The 15,951-nt window shown below is 54.5% G+C and carries 12 protein-coding genes; 7 read left to right on the forward strand and 5 right to left on the reverse strand.

The features are described from left to right. Window positions 1-247: 247 nt before the first annotated feature. Window positions 248-1,258: a dihydroorotate dehydrogenase gene (locus tag VW41_07345; protein ID AJZ88859.1), complete on the forward strand. Its 1,011-nt coding sequence runs from the start codon at window positions 248-250 to the stop codon at window positions 1,256-1,258. 153 nt (window positions 1,259-1,411) lie between these two features. Then, window positions 1,412-1,954, forward strand: coding sequence for a cell division protein ZapC (locus VW41_07350; protein ID AJZ88860.1), 543 nt, complete (start codon window positions 1,412-1,414; stop codon window positions 1,952-1,954). On the opposite strand, the gene VW41_07355 is transcribed toward VW41_07350, so the two are convergent. Next, a complete protein-coding gene (locus VW41_07355; GenBank protein AJZ88861.1) occupies window positions 1,951-3,066 on the reverse strand; it encodes a hypothetical protein in 1,116 nt (371 codons plus the stop codon). The genes VW41_07350 and VW41_07355 overlap by 4 nt on opposite strands. A 102-nt stretch (window positions 3,067-3,168) precedes the next feature. Here VW41_07355 and rlmL point away from each other — a divergent pair, with 102 nt between their 5' ends. The 5 genes from rlmL to VW41_07380 are packed head-to-tail and all read left to right on the forward strand — an operon-like array spanning window position 3,169 to window position 10,683. Further along, on the forward strand, window positions 3,169-5,292 hold the full coding sequence (gene rlmL / locus VW41_07360; protein AJZ88862.1) for a 23S rRNA methyltransferase: 2,124 nt from the start codon (window positions 3,169-3,171) through the stop codon (window positions 5,290-5,292). A 5-nt stretch (window positions 5,293-5,297) separates the two neighbouring features. Continuing rightward, a complete protein-coding gene (locus VW41_07365) occupies window positions 5,298-7,205 on the forward strand; it encodes an ABC transporter ATPase (protein ID AJZ88863.1) in 1,908 nt (635 codons plus the stop codon). 16 nt (window positions 7,206-7,221) lie between these two features. After that, window positions 7,222-8,490: a paraquat-inducible membrane protein A gene (locus tag VW41_07370; GenBank protein ID AJZ88864.1), complete on the forward strand. Its 1,269-nt coding sequence runs from the start codon at window positions 7,222-7,224 to the stop codon at window positions 8,488-8,490. Continuing rightward, window positions 8,480-10,120 carry a paraquat-inducible protein B gene (locus VW41_07375; protein ID AJZ88865.1) on the forward strand — a complete coding sequence of 547 codons (1,641 nt, stop codon included), beginning with the start codon at window positions 8,480-8,482 and terminating at the stop codon, window positions 10,118-10,120. Before VW41_07370 ends, VW41_07375 begins: the two co-directional genes overlap by 11 nt. Beyond that, window positions 10,117-10,683: a lipoprotein gene (locus VW41_07380; GenBank protein ID AJZ88866.1), complete on the forward strand. Its 567-nt coding sequence runs from the start codon at window positions 10,117-10,119 to the stop codon at window positions 10,681-10,683. The genes VW41_07375 and VW41_07380 overlap by 4 nt, the downstream gene beginning before the upstream one ends. Before the next feature lie 497 nt (window positions 10,684-11,180). Here the strand turns inward: VW41_07380 and VW41_07385 are convergent, their stop codons facing one another. From VW41_07385 to VW41_07400, 4 genes are all read right to left on the reverse strand, one after another. Then, window positions 11,181-12,251 (reverse strand): lipase, encoded by a 1,071-nt coding sequence (locus VW41_07385; protein AJZ88867.1) that lies wholly within the window; start codon window positions 12,249-12,251, stop codon window positions 11,181-11,183. Then, the gene (locus VW41_07390; GenBank protein ID AJZ88868.1) at window positions 12,244-14,013 is read right to left on the reverse strand and encodes a spermidine/putrescine ABC transporter permease; all 1,770 of its coding nucleotides are present in this window, start codon (window positions 14,011-14,013) and stop codon (window positions 12,244-12,246) included. Before VW41_07390 ends, VW41_07385 begins: the two co-directional genes overlap by 8 nt. 87 nt (window positions 14,014-14,100) lie before the next feature. Then, window positions 14,101-15,189, reverse strand: a complete 1,089-nt coding sequence (locus VW41_07395) for an iron ABC transporter substrate-binding protein (protein ID AJZ88869.1) — start codon at window positions 15,187-15,189, stop codon at window positions 14,101-14,103. A 232-nt stretch (window positions 15,190-15,421) separates the two neighbouring features. Continuing rightward, window positions 15,422-15,940: a 3-hydroxydecanoyl-ACP dehydratase gene (locus VW41_07400; protein ID AJZ88870.1), complete on the reverse strand. Its 519-nt coding sequence runs from the start codon at window positions 15,938-15,940 to the stop codon at window positions 15,422-15,424. Window positions 15,941-15,951: the final 11 nt, after the last annotated feature.

A 15,951-nucleotide genomic window follows, 5' to 3' on the forward strand; every position in this document is an offset into this window, starting at 1 on the left:
CACGACTCCTTATAACTAATTGTTTGTTTTTATCTAACATTGATAACAATTAGCTTGATACTCGCAGAGATGATTTCCGTGGCTAAGTGATTTTTCCGGGATAGATTTGCGAAAAAGCGCATATTGCGTGCCTGGAAAGAAAACGTTTGCTTCTATTCAGGCTTTTTTGCGACAGGTCAATTCCAATCATCCCCTGGATCGTGAATAATAACGCCCCGGTCTGCACACCGGGAATCCAGGAGAGTTCATGTACTACCCCTTCGTTCGTAAAGCCCTTTTTCAGCTCGATCCAGAGCGCGCCCATGAGTTAACTTTTCAGCAATTACGCTTTGTCACCGGCACGCCGCTTGAGTGGCTGGTGCGCCAGAACGTGCCGTCAAAACCTGTGACCTGCATGGGGTTAACGTTCAAGAATCCGCTGGGCTTAGCCGCGGGTCTGGATAAAAACGGGGAATGTATTGATGCCTTCGGGGCGATGGGCTTTGGCTCCATTGAGATTGGCACCGTGACGCCGCGTCCGCAGCCGGGGAACGACAAGCCGCGCATTTTCCGTCTGGTGGAGGCCGAAGGGCTGATTAACCGAATGGGATTTAATAATCTCGGGGTGGATAACCTGGTCGAAAACGTAAAAAAAGCGCATTTCGACGGCGTGCTCGGGATTAATATCGGCAAGAACAAAGATACCCCCGTTGAACAGGGAAAAGATGATTATCTGATCTGCATGGATAAAATTTATCCGTATGCTGGCTATATTGCGATCAATATCTCATCACCGAATACGCCAGGGCTGCGTACCTTGCAATATGGTGAAGCGTTAGACGATCTTTTAAGCGCCATTAAAAATAAGCAACAGGCGCTGCAAACGATCCACCATAAATATGTTCCTGTGGCGGTGAAGATCGCGCCGGATCTTTCTGAAGAAGAATTGATCCAGGTGGCGGACAGTTTAGTTCGCCATAATATTGACGGGGTCATTGCAACTAATACCACTTTAGACCGAAGCCTTGTTCAGGGCATGAAGCACTGCGATGAAACAGGGGGCTTAAGCGGGCGTCCTGTGCAATTAAAAGGCACGGAAATTATTCGTCGCCTGTCTCAGGAATTAAATGGCCGTTTGCCGATTATTGGCGTGGGGGGTATTGATTCCGTTGTCGCTGCTCGTGAGAAGATAGCGGCAGGTGCTTCGTTGGTTCAAATATACTCAGGCTTCATTTTTAAAGGCCCACCGCTGATTAAAGAAATCGTTACCCATCTCTGATCATTTACCTTTTACAGACAACCAGGGCTTTATTTTCGGCCCTGGTTGTTTTATATTCCACTACTGTTGATTATTTAAACATATTGGTCTTTTATTAATATGGTACGAATTTGAGATGCAATTCGGCAGCGGGATAAATGAAGGGTAAGCATTATGCGAATAAAACCGGACGATAACTGGCGTTGGTATTTCGATGAAGAGCACGATCGAATGATGCTCGATTTGGCCAATGGTATGCTTTTCCGTTCGCGCTTTCCGCGTAAAATGTTGACGCCGGATGCCTTTGAAAACTCAGGTTTTTGTGTCGATGATGCCGCGCTCTATTTCTCCTTCGAAGAAAAATGCCGTGATTTACCGCTAGGGAAAGAACAGCGTGCCGAACTGGTGCTCAACGCTCTGGTGGCGATTCGTTTCCTCAAGCCGCAGATGCCGAAAAGCTGGCATTTTGTCTCCCACGGTGACCGCTGGCAGCCGGGGATCGGAGATGGGGCCTGCGTGTGGCTAAGCGAGAATATGCAGCAGGTTAACCTGTTGGTGGTGGAAACTGGCGATAATGCCGCACTTTGCCTGCTTGCTCAGCAAGGGCTAACGTTAGCTGGCCGCACTATGCAGCTGGGGGATGCCATTAAGGTGATGAATGACCGGCTGAAACCGCAGCCTTTAAGCAGCGGCCTCAGTCTCGATCAGGCCGTTTAGCGAGCCGCTACGCTCACATTTCCTGCGGGAACACAGCTGCAGCATAAAATGGTGCCGTCGGCGCCAATCGCGCCTTTCTTCAGCGCCTTCACTTCGCCATCCAGTAAACGAACCCGGCAGCTTCCGCATATCCCGGCCCGACAAGAATAGGGGACGCGGATCCCTTTGTTTTCCAGCTGCTCCAAAAGGATCTGCTGGTTATTGCCCTGGAACGTCGTGCCCTCCCAGTCAATATTGACGCTGCTTTCAGGCTGACTCTGAGGTTCAAGACTTTCCACCACTTCGCCCGGGCCATAAACATTCGCCGGTCTGTGGGCCAGCACTTCCAGCTCGTCGCCAACGCGGATAACCCCGCTGTTACGGGCTATTAAATTCTGGCCGAAATCTACTGCGCCGCTGTTGTCCTGCGCGCTGCGGAAGCTCTGCAGCGTTTTCAGAGGTTCGCCACTCGGATGCCTCAGGCCGCGCTCCGGGCTAACCGTCGTGAAGATACAGCGGCTGCAGGGTTTGGCCACGTCGAAAGTGACACCGCCAATGCGCACAACTTTCCAGGTATCTTCTGCCCACGCAGAGGCGCCGGTTACCACAATATTCGGGCGAAACTGGGTCATTTTTACGCTCGCGGGGCAGCGGTTTTGTAGGTCGCGCAGCGATGCTTCATTGGTCAACAAATAGGGGAAACCGTCGGCAAAAGAGAGCGGGACTTCTTCGTGACGTTTCACCCGACGGGTTGGGTGTTCGCCTACCCAGCGAAGCTGCACCGGCCGGGAGAAGAAACCGCTTAGCCACTGATTGATTTCATCGGGGGCAATAAGGGCGGTAAAGTGCGAGCCCCAGACTTCGGTCGGCTCAGGCGTCGCGGCAAAATCAGCAAAGCGAATGCTGGCCGAGCTGCCGTCCGGTGCGGATAAATAAAGGCCGTCGTGCAGGAATGCGGGGGTGAACAACACCATCTGTGGGTGCTGGCGAGCGGTAATAAAGGTGCCATCCAGTTCGGTGACCATAAAGATGCGATCGAAGGCTAAGCCGCTGGTGGTTGCCTGTGCGTGGGAGAGCGCCAGGCCGCGCATGGATTTCACCGGATGAATAAAGAGTTGAGACAAAGTAATCATGGCGCCCTCCGTGGGAAATAAATTAAGAGGGCAACTTTATGACATGCGTTGCGGATTAGCTATAATGCGCCACAATTTTCTTTTTACCAGATAAGTGACGATATGAATTCTCTGTTTGCCAGTACGGCGCGTGGGCTTGAAGAGCTGTTAAAAACTGAACTGGAAAACCTGGGGGCTCAAAGCTGCCAGGTGGTTCAGGGCGGCGTACATTTCCAGGGGGATACTCGTCTACTCTATCAAAGCCTGATGTGGAGCCGCCTGGCTTCGCGCATTTTGCTACCGCTTAGCGAATGCAAAGTTTACAGCGATCTCGATCTTTACCTCGGGGTTATGGCTATCGACTGGCCCGCGCTATTCGGGCCGGGCGCAACGTTTGCCGTGCACTTCAGCGGCCTGAACGAAACTATCCGCAACAGTCAGTACGGGGCGCTCAAGGTAAAGGATGCCATCGTTGATTCCTTTACGCGTAAAAATCTGCCGCGTCCGGATGTTGATCGTGAGCAGCCGGACCTGCGTATTAATGTCTGGCTGAATAAAGACACGGCCAGTATCGCGCTGGATCTCAGCGGCGAAGGTCTGCATCAGCGTGGCTACCGCGATGCAACCGGGGCGGCCCCTATTAAAGAAACGCTGGCGGCAGCTATTGTCATGCGTTCCGGCTGGCAGCATGGCACACCGCTGCTGGATCCGATGTGCGGCTCCGGCACCTTGCTGATTGAAGGGGCGATGATCGCCACCGATCGTGCGCCCGGCCTGCACCGTAAGCACTGGGGCTTCCTGAACTGGGCGAAGCATGATGCCGACGTCTGGAAAGAAGTGGTGACCGAAGCTCAGGTTCGCGCTCGTCGTGGCCTCACAGAATATCCGTCTCGTTTCTTCGGTTCCGATAACGACAGCCGCGTGATCGAACGCGCCCGGGCCAACGCTCGCCGAGCGGGTCTTGCCGACGTTATCAGCTTCGACGTTAAGGATGTGGCAAATCTGACCAATCCGCTGCCGGAAGGCCCGGCGGGGACGGTTGTCAGCAACCCGCCTTACGGTGAGCGTCTGGAAAGCGAACCTGCGCTGATTGCCCTGCACAGCCTGCTGGGTCGCCACCTGAAAAACCAGTTCGGCGGCTGGCATTTGTCACTGTTCAGCGCCTCGCCTGAACTGCTGAGCTGCCTGCAGCTGCGCGCCGATCGTCAGTTTAAGGCCAAAAACGGCCCGCTGGATTGCGTACAGAAAAACTATCAGCTAGCGGCTAACCCTGCCGGCGTTGCTGCCGCCAGTGGCCAGATTGCCGAAGATTACGCCAACCGCCTGCGCAAAAACGTCAAGAAGTTAGACAAGTGGGCCCGTCAGGAAGGGATTGAATGCTACCGCCTGTACGACGGCGATCTGCCTGATTACAACGTGGCAGTTGACCGCTACGGCGACTGGGTCGTGGTACAGGAGTATGCACCACCGAAGACCATCGACCCGAACAAAGCCCGCCAGCGTCTGTTTGACGTCATCGCGGCAACGCTTGCGGTACTTGAGCTGCCAACCAACAAGCTGGTGTTGAAAACCCGCGAACGTCAGAAAGGCAAAAATCAGTACCAGAAGATGGGCGAGAAGGGCGATTTCATGGAAGTGAGCGAGTATGACGCTCGCCTGTGGGTCAACCTGACCGACTATCTGGACACCGGTCTGTTCCTTGACCACCGCATTGCCCGACGTATGCTGGGGCAGATGAGCAAAGGTAAAGACTTCCTGAACCTGTTCTCCTACACCGGTACTGCCACGGTCCATGCAGGGCTGGGCGGGGCGAAAAGCACCACTACGGTAGATATGTCCCGCACCTATCTTGAGTGGGCCGAGCGCAACCTGCGCCTGAACGGGCTCACTGGCCGCGCTCACCGTCTGATTCAGGCGGATTGCCTTGGCTGGCTGCGCGACAGCGACGAACAGTTTGATCTGATCTTTATTGATCCACCGACGTTCTCCAACTCCAAGCGTATGGAAGATTCTTTCGACGTGCAGCGTGACCACATTGCGCTGATGAAAGATCTGAAGCGTCTGCTGCGTCGCGGTGGCACCATTATGTTCTCCAACAATAAACGTGGCTTCAAAATGGACTTCGCCGGCCTGGCGGAGCTGGGCCTGGTTGCACAGGAAATAACACAAAAAACGCAGTCGCAGGACTTTGCGCGCAACCGCCAGATCCATAACTGCTGGTTAGTCACTCACGAATCCCGGGATTAATAGTCATGTCATTAATTAGTATGCACGGTGCCTGGCTGTCGTTTAGCGACGCGCCGCTGTTAGATAACACCGAATTACACATCGAAGAAAACGAACGCGTTTGTCTGGTTGGCCGCAACGGTGCGGGCAAATCAACGTTGATGAAGATCCTCAACCGTGAAATCCCGCTGGATGACGGGCGTATGGTTTATGAACAGGATCTGATCGTCGCCCGCCTGCAGCAGGACCCGCCGCGTAACGTTGCGGGTACGGTCTACGACTTTGTGGCGGAAGGGGTGGAAGAGCAGGCGGAATATCTGAAGGCTTACCACGATATCTCTCACAAAGTGATGAGCGATCCGAGCGAGAAGAACCTCAACGAGATGGCGCGCATTCAGGAGATCCTTGACCATCAGGGCCTGTGGCAGCTGGATAGCCGTATTAATGAAGTGCTGGAGCAGCTTGGTCTGGAGGCAGATACCGAGCTGTCTGCGCTGTCGGGCGGTTGGCTGCGTAAAGCGGCGCTGGGCCGTGCGCTGGTCAGCTCCCCGCGCGTATTGCTGCTGGACGAACCGACTAACCACCTCGATATAGAAACCATCGACTGGCTGGAAGGCTTCCTGAAAGAGTTTCAGGGCAGCATTATCTTTATCTCCCACGACCGTTCGTTTATCCGCAATATGGCTACCCGCATTGTCGATCTCGATCGTGGCAAGCTGGTTTCTTACCCAGGCGATTACGATCAGTATCTGCTGGCCAAAGAAGAAGCCCTGCGCGTGGAAGAGTTACAAAACGCCGAGTTTGACCGCAAACTGGCGCAGGAGGAAGTGTGGATCCGTCAGGGTATTAAAGCCCGTCGGACCCGTAACGAAGGTCGCGTTCGTGCCCTGAAAGCGATGCGCCGCGAGCGCGGTGAGCGCCGCGAAGTGATGGGCAGCGCTAAGATGCAGGTTGAAGAGGCGAGCCGCTCAGGCAAAATTGTCTTCGAGATGGAAGACGTTAACTACCAGGTAGCGGGCAAAACGCTGGTGCGTGATTTCTCCGCGCAAGTGCTGCGTGGCGATAAAATTGCACTGGTAGGGCCGAACGGCTGCGGCAAAACCACGCTGCTTAAGCTGATGCTTAGCCAGCTTCAGGCCGACAGCGGCCGCGTACACTGCGGCACCAAGCTGGAAGTGGCCTACTTCGATCAGCACCGCGCCGAGCTGGATCCCGATCGCACCGTGATGGATAACCTGGCGGAAGGTAAGCAGGAAGTGATGGTGAACGGCAAGCCGCGCCACGTTCTGGGTTATCTTCAGGACTTCCTGTTCCATCCAAAACGCGCGATGACGCCGGTGCGTGCGCTGTCTGGCGGGGAACGAAACCGTCTGCTGCTGGCTCGTTTGTTCTTAAAACCCAGTAACTTGCTGATTCTCGATGAACCAACCAACGATCTGGACGTCGAAACACTGGAGCTACTGGAAGAGTTGATTGATGGCTACCAGGGCACCGTCATGCTGGTTAGCCACGACCGTCAGTTTGTCGACAATACCGTGACCGAGTGCTGGATTTTCGAAGGCCAGGGCAAAATTGGCCGCTATGTCGGTGGTTACCATGATGCAAAAGGGCAGCAAGGTTCCGCTCAGCCGCTGCGTCAGGCTTCTGCGGCTAAATCCGAGAAGGCAGAAGCGCAAAAAGCAGAACCTGTTAAACGTGCCAATAGCAAACTAAGCTATAACCTGCAGCGCGAATTGGAGCAATTACCGCAGCGTCTTGAGCAGCTTGAAGCTGATTTAGGTGCTCTGCAGGCGAAGGTCGCCGATGCTGATTTCTTCAACCAGCCGCACGATGTGACCCAAAAAGTCCTCGCGGAAATGGCCGCAGCGGAACAGGCTCTGGAAGAAGCATTTGAACGCTGGGAGTATCTGGAAGCGTTGAAAAACGGCTCGTAATCTAAGGAGAGTTACGATGTGTGCCACGCACCACCATCGCTCGCATATTTTGTGTCGACAATGTGATTTGCTGGTGGCGCTGCCTGCCTTACAGGACGGCCACAAAGCCTCCTGCCCGCGCTGTGGCACACCGTTGGTCACGCAGTGGTATTTGCCGCGTCAGCGGCCAACGGCTTACGCTTTGGCGGGGCTGTTTATGCTGCTGCTGGCCAACCTGTTTCCTTTCATCAATATGAAGGTGGCCGGGATCAGCAGTGAAGTCACGCTGATGCAAATTCCCGGCGTGATGTTTTCTGAGGATTACGCCAGCCTCGGCACCTTCTTTCTACTTTTTGTCCAGGCGGTGCCGGCTTTTTGCCTGATAACCATCCTGCTGCTGGTTAACCAGGCTAAATTGCCTCTTGGGCTTAAACGCTGGCTGGCGCGAGTGCTGTTCCAACTGAAGAGTTGGGGCATGGCGGAAATCTTTCTCGCCGGGGTATTGGTCAGCTTCGTTAAGCTGATGGCCTACGGGGACATTGGCGTTGGCAGCAGCTTTATTCCCTGGTGCCTGTTTTGCATTTTGCAGCTTCGTGCTTTCCAGTGCGTGGACCGGCGCTGGCTGTGGGATGACATTGCGCCTATGCCGCCGGTGCATCGGCCTCTAAAGGTCGGCGTGTCGGGCATTAAGCAGGGGCTGCGCTCCTGTTCCTGCTGCACGGCTATCGTTGCGGCGGACACCCTGGCTTGCCCACGATGCGGGACGCACGGTCACGTTCGCCGCCGGCACAGCTTACAGTGGACGCTGGCGCTGCTGATCACCTCCATTATGCTTTATCTGCCGGCGAACATTTTGCCGATCATGATCACTGAAATGCTGGGGAATAAATACCCTTCCACAATTCTGGCCGGGGTGATCCTGCTGTGGAGTGAGGGATCTTATCCGGTGGCAATGGTGATTTTTATCGCCAGTATTATGGTGCCCACGCTGAAAATGATCGCCATTGCATGGCTGTGCTGGGATGCAAAAGGGCACGGCAGGCGCGACAGTGAGCGAATGCACCTGATTTATGAAGTTGTTGAATTTGTTGGCCGCTGGTCGATGATCGACGTGTTTGTGATTGCCGTTCTCTCCGCGCTGGTGCGCATGGGCGGGTTGATGAATATCTACCCGGCTTTAGGGGCATTAATGTTTGCGTTAGTGGTAATTTTGACGATGTTTGCTGCGATGACCTTTGACCCTCGCTTGTCCTGGGATCGAGCTGACGATGTAACTGATGAGGAGTCTTCCGAACATGGAAAATAAGAGCGGCGAGGCGAAAGTACAGAAGGTAAAAAACTGGTCGCCGGTTTGGATCTTTCCCATCGTAACGGCGCTGATTGGCGCCTGGATTTTGTTTTATCACTACAGCCATCAGGGGCCGGAAGTGACCCTGATAACCGCCAACGCAGAAGGGATTGAGGGCGGAAAAACCACCATCAAAAGCCGCAGCGTAGACGTCGGGGTGGTGGAGAGCGCGCAGCTAACTGACGATCTGCATCATGTAGAGATCAAGGCGCGGCTAAATTCCGGGATGGAGAAGCTGCTGCATAAAGATTCCGTATTCTGGGTGGTAAAACCGCAGGTGGGTCGCGAAGGGATCTCCGGCCTCGGCACGTTGCTGTCCGGCGCCTATATTGAGCTGCAGCCAGGAACCAAAGGTGAACAGCTTGAGAATTATGCTTTGCTGGATGCTCCGCCGCTGGCTCCCCCTGATGCAAAAGGTATTCGCATTACGCTCGACAGCAAAAAAGCTGGCCAGCTTACCCCCGGCGACCCGGTCCTGTTCCGCGGTTATCGCGTAGGCTCGGTAGAAACCAGCACCTTCGACACCAATAAGCGAGCGATTAGCTATCAGCTGTTTATTGCGGCGCCAAATGACCGACTGATTACCAGCAACGTCCGTTTCTGGAAAGACAGCGGCATCGCCGTGGATATGTCCGCCCAGGGGATGCGCGTGGAGATGGGGTCTTTAACCACGCTGTTTAGCGGGGGCGTAAGCTTCGACGTGCCTGAAGGCTGGGAGTGGGGTAAGCCGGTTGAAACGGGCGCTGACTTCCAACTGTTCGACGACCAGAAAAGTATTCAGGATTCGCTGTACACCAACCATATTGATTACCTGATGTTCTTCAAAGACTCTGTGCGTGGCCTGCAGCCCGGCGCACCGGTGGAATTCCGCGGCATTCGCCTGGGGACTGTGGCACAGGTTCCGTTCTTCAACGATAAAATGCGTCAAAGCCTGAATGACGACTTCCGCATTCCGGTGCTGATCCGTATTGAGCCAGAACGCCTGAAAAATATGCTCGAAGATGGCGCGGATATTTCGACAAATCTGCAGGTATTGATTAAGCGCGGCCTGCGTGCCTCGATGAAAACCGGAAGCCTGGTGACCGGGGCGCTGTTTATCGACCTCGATTTCTATCCGAAAGATAAAGGATTAGGCGATCTGCCTCAGATCGCGGGTTACCCGATTATTCCAACGGTGAGCGGCGGCCTGGCGCAAATTCAGCAAAAACTGCTGGAGACGCTGGATAAAATCAACAACCTGCCGATTAACCCGATGCTGGAACAGGCCACGAATACGCTGGCAGAAAGCCAGAAAACGATGCGCCACCTGCAGCAGACGCTGGATAACCTGAACAAGATTACCTCCAGCCAGTCGATGCAGCAGCTGCCGGAAGATATGCAGAAAACGCTTCGCGAGCTGAACCGCAGCATGCAAGGCTTCCAGCCAGGCTCTGCGGCGTACAACAAGATGGTGGCGGATATGCAGCGTCTTGACCAGGTGCTACGCGAGCTGCAACCGGTATTGCGCACGCTGAACGATAAGAGCAACTCGCTGGTATTTGAAGCGAAGGATAAAAAGGATCCGCAGCCGAAGAGGGCACAACCATGAAAAAGTGGCTCACGCTAGCCGCCGTCTTAACGCTCACTGCATGTAGCGGGAGCGATAACGGCAAAACATACTACCAGCTGCCACAGACGTCACAGCCCGCTGTGCAGGCCGTAAGCCAGCCAGGAAGCCACTTACTGTGGGTCGATCAGGTCACCGTGCCTGATTTCCTTGCCGGCACAGGGGTGGTTTACCAGACGACCGATGTGCAGTATGTCATCGCTACCAGCAACCTTTGGGCCAGCCCGCTCGATCAGCAGCTACGCAATGCGTTGGTCACTAATCTCAGCGGCGCATTGCCGGGCTGGGTGGTTGCATCCCAGCCGCTAGGTCACGAGCAGGATGCGCTGAGCGTGAATGTGACCGGCTTCCACGGACGCTATGATGGCAAGGTTATTGTCAGCGGAGAGTGGCTTCTGAAGCGCCAGGGCGAGATTGTGAAGCGCCCGTTCCACATCGAACTGAAGCAGCAGGATGACGGCTACGATGCCATGGTGAAAACCCTGGCTCAGGGCTGGCAGCAGGAGGCGAAGAGTATTGCTTCGACGCTCACACGCCTTAATTAATAGGTAAAATGATTGGTACGAAAAAGCTGCGATTTTCACCCTCGGGTGGTCGCAGCTTTTCTTTTTTGCTGAACCGGTTAGCCGCAGGAGAGCCTGACTTTTTGTCGAAAAGACAACCAGAATAGCGCAGAAATATGACATTGGCGTGAATTTTGCGCATTGACGCTCACTGGATTTCGCGTTATTGGTTATCCGTGGTTGCACATTTTGTAATCACTGTTTTCTTTTCCACCAGACAATGTAATGAGGGAAACGAGGCATGAAGAGACAAAAACGAGATCGCCTGGAACGGGCACATCAACGTGGTTATCAAGCAGGTATCGCCGGACGCTCAAAAGAGATTTGTCCATATCAGACTCTGAATCAGAGGTCGTACTGGATGGGAGGCTGGCGAGAAGCCATGGAAGACAGGGCGGTTACTGCGTAATCACTGTCTCTTTAGAAAAAGAAACCTCCGCATCGCGGAGGTTTCGCCTTTATGAACCTGGGTTAATCAATCAGGGTTTAGGGAAAATCCAGACGTGCTGTTCAGGCAACTGCAGATGATGAGGCTGAGCATCTCGCATCTCATTGCCATAGGCGCGTATCACAAAATCATCTCCAGAGGTACGGAAGAGATATTCCCAGCGGTCACCGAGGTACATGCTGGTCAACAGCGGCAGCGTCATACCGTTTTCCCCCGGCAGATCGGCAATCCGCACGCGCTCAACGCGAATCACCGCCGTGCCTTCCTGCCCGGCCACGACGCCCGCCCCGGCTTTGCCCCAGAGCGCCCAGCCGCTGCCCTCAATGCGTGCTTTACCGTCGCGGACTTCAGTCACTTTACCGTTCAGGCGGTTATTACTGCCCATAAACTCTGCGGTGAACAGCGTTTGCGGTGAGCCATACATTTCCTGAGGCGTGCCCTGTTGCTCGATTTTGCCGTTATTCAGCAGCAGAATACGGTCGGAAATTGCCATCGCTTCGTTCTGGTCGTGGGTGACCATCAGCGCCGACAGCCCGAGCTTGATAATCAGTTCCCTCAGGAACACGCGAGCTTCTTCGCGCAGCTTCGCGTCCAGGTTAGAAAGCGGTTCATCCAGTAAAATCACCGGCGGGTTATAAACCAGTGCCCGGCCAATCGCGACGCGCTGCTGCTGCCCGCCGGATAGCTGATACGGGTGGCGCTGACCGAGGTGTCCAAGCCCCAACTGATCTAAAACTGCCTGTACGCGCTGGTTGATTTCAGCCGTCGACACTTTACGAAGCTTTAGCGGATAAGCCACGTTTTCAAAGACGGTTTTATGCGGCCACAGGGCGTAAGACTGAAAGACCAGCCCGAGATTACGTTCTTCGGCCGGGATCTCTTTGCGGGACGCGCCGTCGTAAACGTTGCTTTTGCCGATAACAATGGTGCCCTGGGTGGGTTTTTCCAGCCCGGCGACGGCGCGCAGCAGCGTAGTTTTACCGCTGCCGGAAGGGCCAAGCAGAGACACGACTTCGCCACGTTTCAGATCCATGGAAACGCCTTTCAGCACGGGGTTGTCGCCGTAGGTTAAGTGCAGGTTCTCGACCGATAACTCAATCATGTAATTTCACTCCAAAACGAAGGGCAATGCCGAGCCCTAGCACCACGAACAGAATATTGATAAAGGAAAGTGCGGCGACAATATCGATGGCGCCTGCGGCCCAAAGCGAAACCAGCATGGAACCGATGGTTTCCGTGCCGGGCGAAAGCAGGTAGACGCCGGTGGAATATTCACGCTCAAAGATCAGGAACATCAGCAGCCAGGATCCAATCAGGCCGTAACGCGACAGCGGGATGGTGACGTGACGGGTAATCTGCCCGCGGCTTGCCCCGGTGCTGCGGGCGGCCTCTTCCAGCTCCGGGCCAACCTGCAGCAGGGTAGATGAGATTAGGCGCAGGCCATAGGCCATCCACACGACGGTATAGGCCAGCCAGACGCTGAATATCGTGCTGCGCAGTGAGCGGAGCCAGACGATAAGGTTATCCCGCAGCCATTGGGACCAGGGCATCCCGGAAAGCCAGCCGGACTTCAGCGCGTTATCAAGCCACATGGGCAGGAATAAAAACACCCACAGGAAGGCCAGACCGGCCAGCAGGCCGGGTACGGCGCGAGGTACCAGGACGCTGTAGTCCAGGAAGCGGGTCACGTTGTCTGGTTTTCTGTGCATGGCGATGCCGATAAACAGATAGCAAACCACCGCCAGTGCGCCACCGATGACTCCAATCGCCATTGAGTTGACGATGGCCCGCAGCAGGTTTGGCTGTTCCCAGATAGTGCGGAAGGTGTTGAGCGACAGCTCATCCCACAGCGACACCCCCACGCCCCAGTTGGAAATAAAGGAGCGCAGGATAACGCCAATCAGAGGCACACCGATGGTGACGGTCAGCCAGAAAGCCACCACAGCGCCTGCGATCCAGCGCCATTTACCCAGCGGCAAGGCTCGTGCCTGAGAGGCTTTACCTTTGACGGTGACAAAACGGTTTGCGGTCCGCATCAGGCGGCGTTGCAGCATCACCAGAGGGATAGTGATGCAAATCAGCACCACCGCAACTGCGGCCATCAGGTGATAAGAAGGCGTCCCAAGTTTATTGGTGAGCTTGTAGAGATAAGTCGCCAGCACCATGTTGCCTTCCGGATCGCCTAAAACGAGCATCAGGCCGAAAACTTCCAGCCCGAGGAAGAACAGTAACACGGTGGCATAAAGCATCGCCGGGCGAACCATCGGCAGGCTGACGGCGGTCATGACCTGAAGCGGCGTTGCGCCGGCGGTACGGGCGGCTTCTTCTACGTCGGAGCCTACGCTGCGCAGGGCCGAGGAAATGTACAGGTAGGCATGTGGCACATGCGTCAGGCCGGCAATCACCACGATGCTCGACATGTCGTAGATATTCCACGGCACGAAGCCAAGCAGCGACTGTGCCCACAGGGAGAAGAAGCCCACCGGACCGGCGGCCACTACGTAACCAAATCCCAGTACCATAGGAGACACAAAAATAGGCACCAGAATCAGCGGTTCAATGATCCGTCTGCCCGGCAGGTCGGTACGGACCATTAAGAAGGCCAGAATGCCGCCCAACGGGATGGCAATAATCACCAGCCCAAAAGCCAGAATAAAGCCGCTTTTCAGCGCCAGGTAAAAGTCGGAGTCGGTAAAGATAAACTCAAAAGATTCGAGGCTCCACTCCTTCGACGGGGAGAAGAACGGGGCCGAAAGAAAGCTCTGTATAACGATAAACGACAGCGGAATATAGATAACCAGTGCAGTTATCAGTACCACGATGCCGCGGGGCAGGCTCTGCCACTTTCTGCGTAATGCATCCATGTAACGATCCCTCAGGTCTGTCAGCCTGAATAGCCTAATGTGTTCGGGTTAAGCGAGGCGCAGCCGGACGGTGCGCCTCATCAAGGGTTATTTCGCTGCGGCTTCGCGCCACTGCTTGATGTAGTCCAGACGTTTTTTCTGCTGCAGGTATTCCAGCAGGGTTTCATCCACCGGAATCGGCTTCAGGGCGTTGCCGAGTTTTTGGGTCATGCCGTCGATGTCGTTGTCCCCGTCGATATCATTGCGGATGGAAGGAATGTCCGCCTGATTGGCGAGAATATTTTGCCCTTTTTCCGACAGCACGTAGTCAATCCACAGCTTCGCCGCGTTGCTGTTTTTCGCTTCATTGCTGATAAAGGAAACGCGAGACAGTACCAGGGTGTAGTCCTTCGGATAAGCAATGCCCAGGGAGGCGTCCGTTTTGGCGCGAGCTTCCGCGTAGGAGCCCAGGATATTGAAGCCAATCAGGTTTTCGCCGGAGGAAACGCGCTCCATCATGGTGCCGGTTGAGGACTGAACTGAAAGGCCACCTTTAGCCACATCGGCGAGAGTTTTGAAGTAATTTGGATCGGCTTTGTGATCCTGCACCGAAAGCATAAAGCCGAGACCGGATTTTTCAATATCGTAGGTGGTGACTTTTTTGCTGAATTTTTCGGGCTGGCTGGCGATGAGTTTGGCTAAAGCTTCATGGCTGTCAGGCACTTCGTTGGCCGGGATCAGACGTTTGTTGTAGATAAAAATGACTGGCTCATAGGTGGTACCGTAGGCCTTGTCTTTCCAGACAGCCCACTTCGGTAGCTGGCCTTGCTCCGGGGATTTGTACTCCTGGGCATAATCGGTGGCGAGCTTCAATGCCGTGTCCATGGAGGAGCTCCAGACCACGTCACCGCTGGTGCCGCCGGCAGCCTGCTCGCTGATATAACGGTTGTACAACTCGGTACTGTTCATGTCGTTATATTCTACTTTGATGCCCGGATATGCGGCCTCAAAGCCCTGAATAAGCGGGGCAGCGGTTTTGGTATCGGTGGTGGAGTAGAGCACCACTTTACCTTCTTTGATCGCGGCATCGATGATTTTTTGATAATCCGCCGGATAGCCCTGAGGCACGGCAGAAAACGCGGAGGTAGAGAGCAGCACGGTCGCAGCAAGGCAAGATATACGTAACTTATTCGACATTATTGTTAACCTCTAGTTACATTTGAGAAACTAAAAATCAACATAACCCATAACGTTTTTCAGGCAAGAGGGAGCGTTTTTTATCTTCACGATTTGTGATTTCGAACGTTGTTTAAGCAATTAACACCATAAAAACCACGGCGAGAAAGCATAGTCCTGGCCTACGGCAGAAACAAAAAAGCACCCAGTGTGAACAATGGGTGCTTTTAGGGGGAAGCTAAATAGCGCTGTATTAGAAAGCGGAAGTGTCTTTGAAAAGACCCACTTTCAGGTCGGTCGCGGTGTAAATCACACGGCCATCAACCAGTACTTCACCGTCAGCCAGGCCCATGATCAGGCGGCGATTCACAACACGTTTGAAGTGAATACGGTAGGTGACTTTCTTCGCGGTAGGGAGAACCTGACCGGTAAATTTAACTTCGCCCACGCCCAGCGCGCGACCTTTACCTTCGCCACCGAGCCAGCCGAGGTAGAAACCAACCAACTGCCACATGGCATCAAGGCCCAGGCAACCAGGCATCACCGGGTCGCCAATGAAGTGGCAACCAAAGAACCACAGGTCAGGGTTAATATCCAGCTCGGCTTCCACGTAACCTTTATCAAAGTTACCGCCGTCCTCGGTCATCTTGACTACGCGGTCCATCATCAGCATGGAAGGTGCAGGTAACTGCGGGCCTTCAGCCCCAAACAGTTCGCCACGCCCTGAGGCAAGAAGATCTTCTTTCGTATAGGATTCGCGTTTATCTACCATGTCTACAGTAA

This window comes from Klebsiella michiganensis, from assembly GCA_000963575.1.
In the GTDB taxonomy this organism is placed as follows: Bacteria; Pseudomonadota; Gammaproteobacteria; order Enterobacterales; family Enterobacteriaceae; genus Cedecea; species Cedecea michiganensis_A.

Coding starts and splice junctions, on each gene's coding strand:
- VW41_07345 (AJZ88859.1), top strand. CDS start 248: ATGTACTACCCCTTCGTTCGTAAAGCCCTTTTTCAGCTCGATCCAGAG.
- VW41_07350 (AJZ88860.1), top strand. CDS start 1,412: ATGCGAATAAAACCGGACGATAACTGGCGTTGGTATTTCGATGAAGAG.
- VW41_07355 (AJZ88861.1), bottom strand. CDS start 3,066: ATGATTACTTTGTCTCAACTCTTTATTCATCCGGTGAAATCCATGCGC.
- rlmL (AJZ88862.1), top strand. CDS start 3,169: ATGAATTCTCTGTTTGCCAGTACGGCGCGTGGGCTTGAAGAGCTGTTA.
- VW41_07365 (AJZ88863.1), top strand. CDS start 5,298: ATGTCATTAATTAGTATGCACGGTGCCTGGCTGTCGTTTAGCGACGCG.
- VW41_07370 (AJZ88864.1), top strand. CDS start 7,222: ATGTGTGCCACGCACCACCATCGCTCGCATATTTTGTGTCGACAATGT.
- VW41_07375 (AJZ88865.1), top strand. CDS start 8,480: ATGGAAAATAAGAGCGGCGAGGCGAAAGTACAGAAGGTAAAAAACTGG.
- VW41_07380 (AJZ88866.1), top strand. CDS start 10,117: ATGAAAAAGTGGCTCACGCTAGCCGCCGTCTTAACGCTCACTGCATGT.
- VW41_07385 (AJZ88867.1), bottom strand. CDS start 12,251: ATGATTGAGTTATCGGTCGAGAACCTGCACTTAACCTACGGCGACAAC.
- VW41_07390 (AJZ88868.1), bottom strand. CDS start 14,013: ATGGATGCATTACGCAGAAAGTGGCAGAGCCTGCCCCGCGGCATCGTG.
- VW41_07395 (AJZ88869.1), bottom strand. CDS start 15,189: ATGTCGAATAAGTTACGTATATCTTGCCTTGCTGCGACCGTGCTGCTC.
- VW41_07400 (AJZ88870.1), bottom strand. CDS start 15,940: ATGGTAGATAAACGCGAATCCTATACGAAAGAAGATCTTCTTGCCTCA.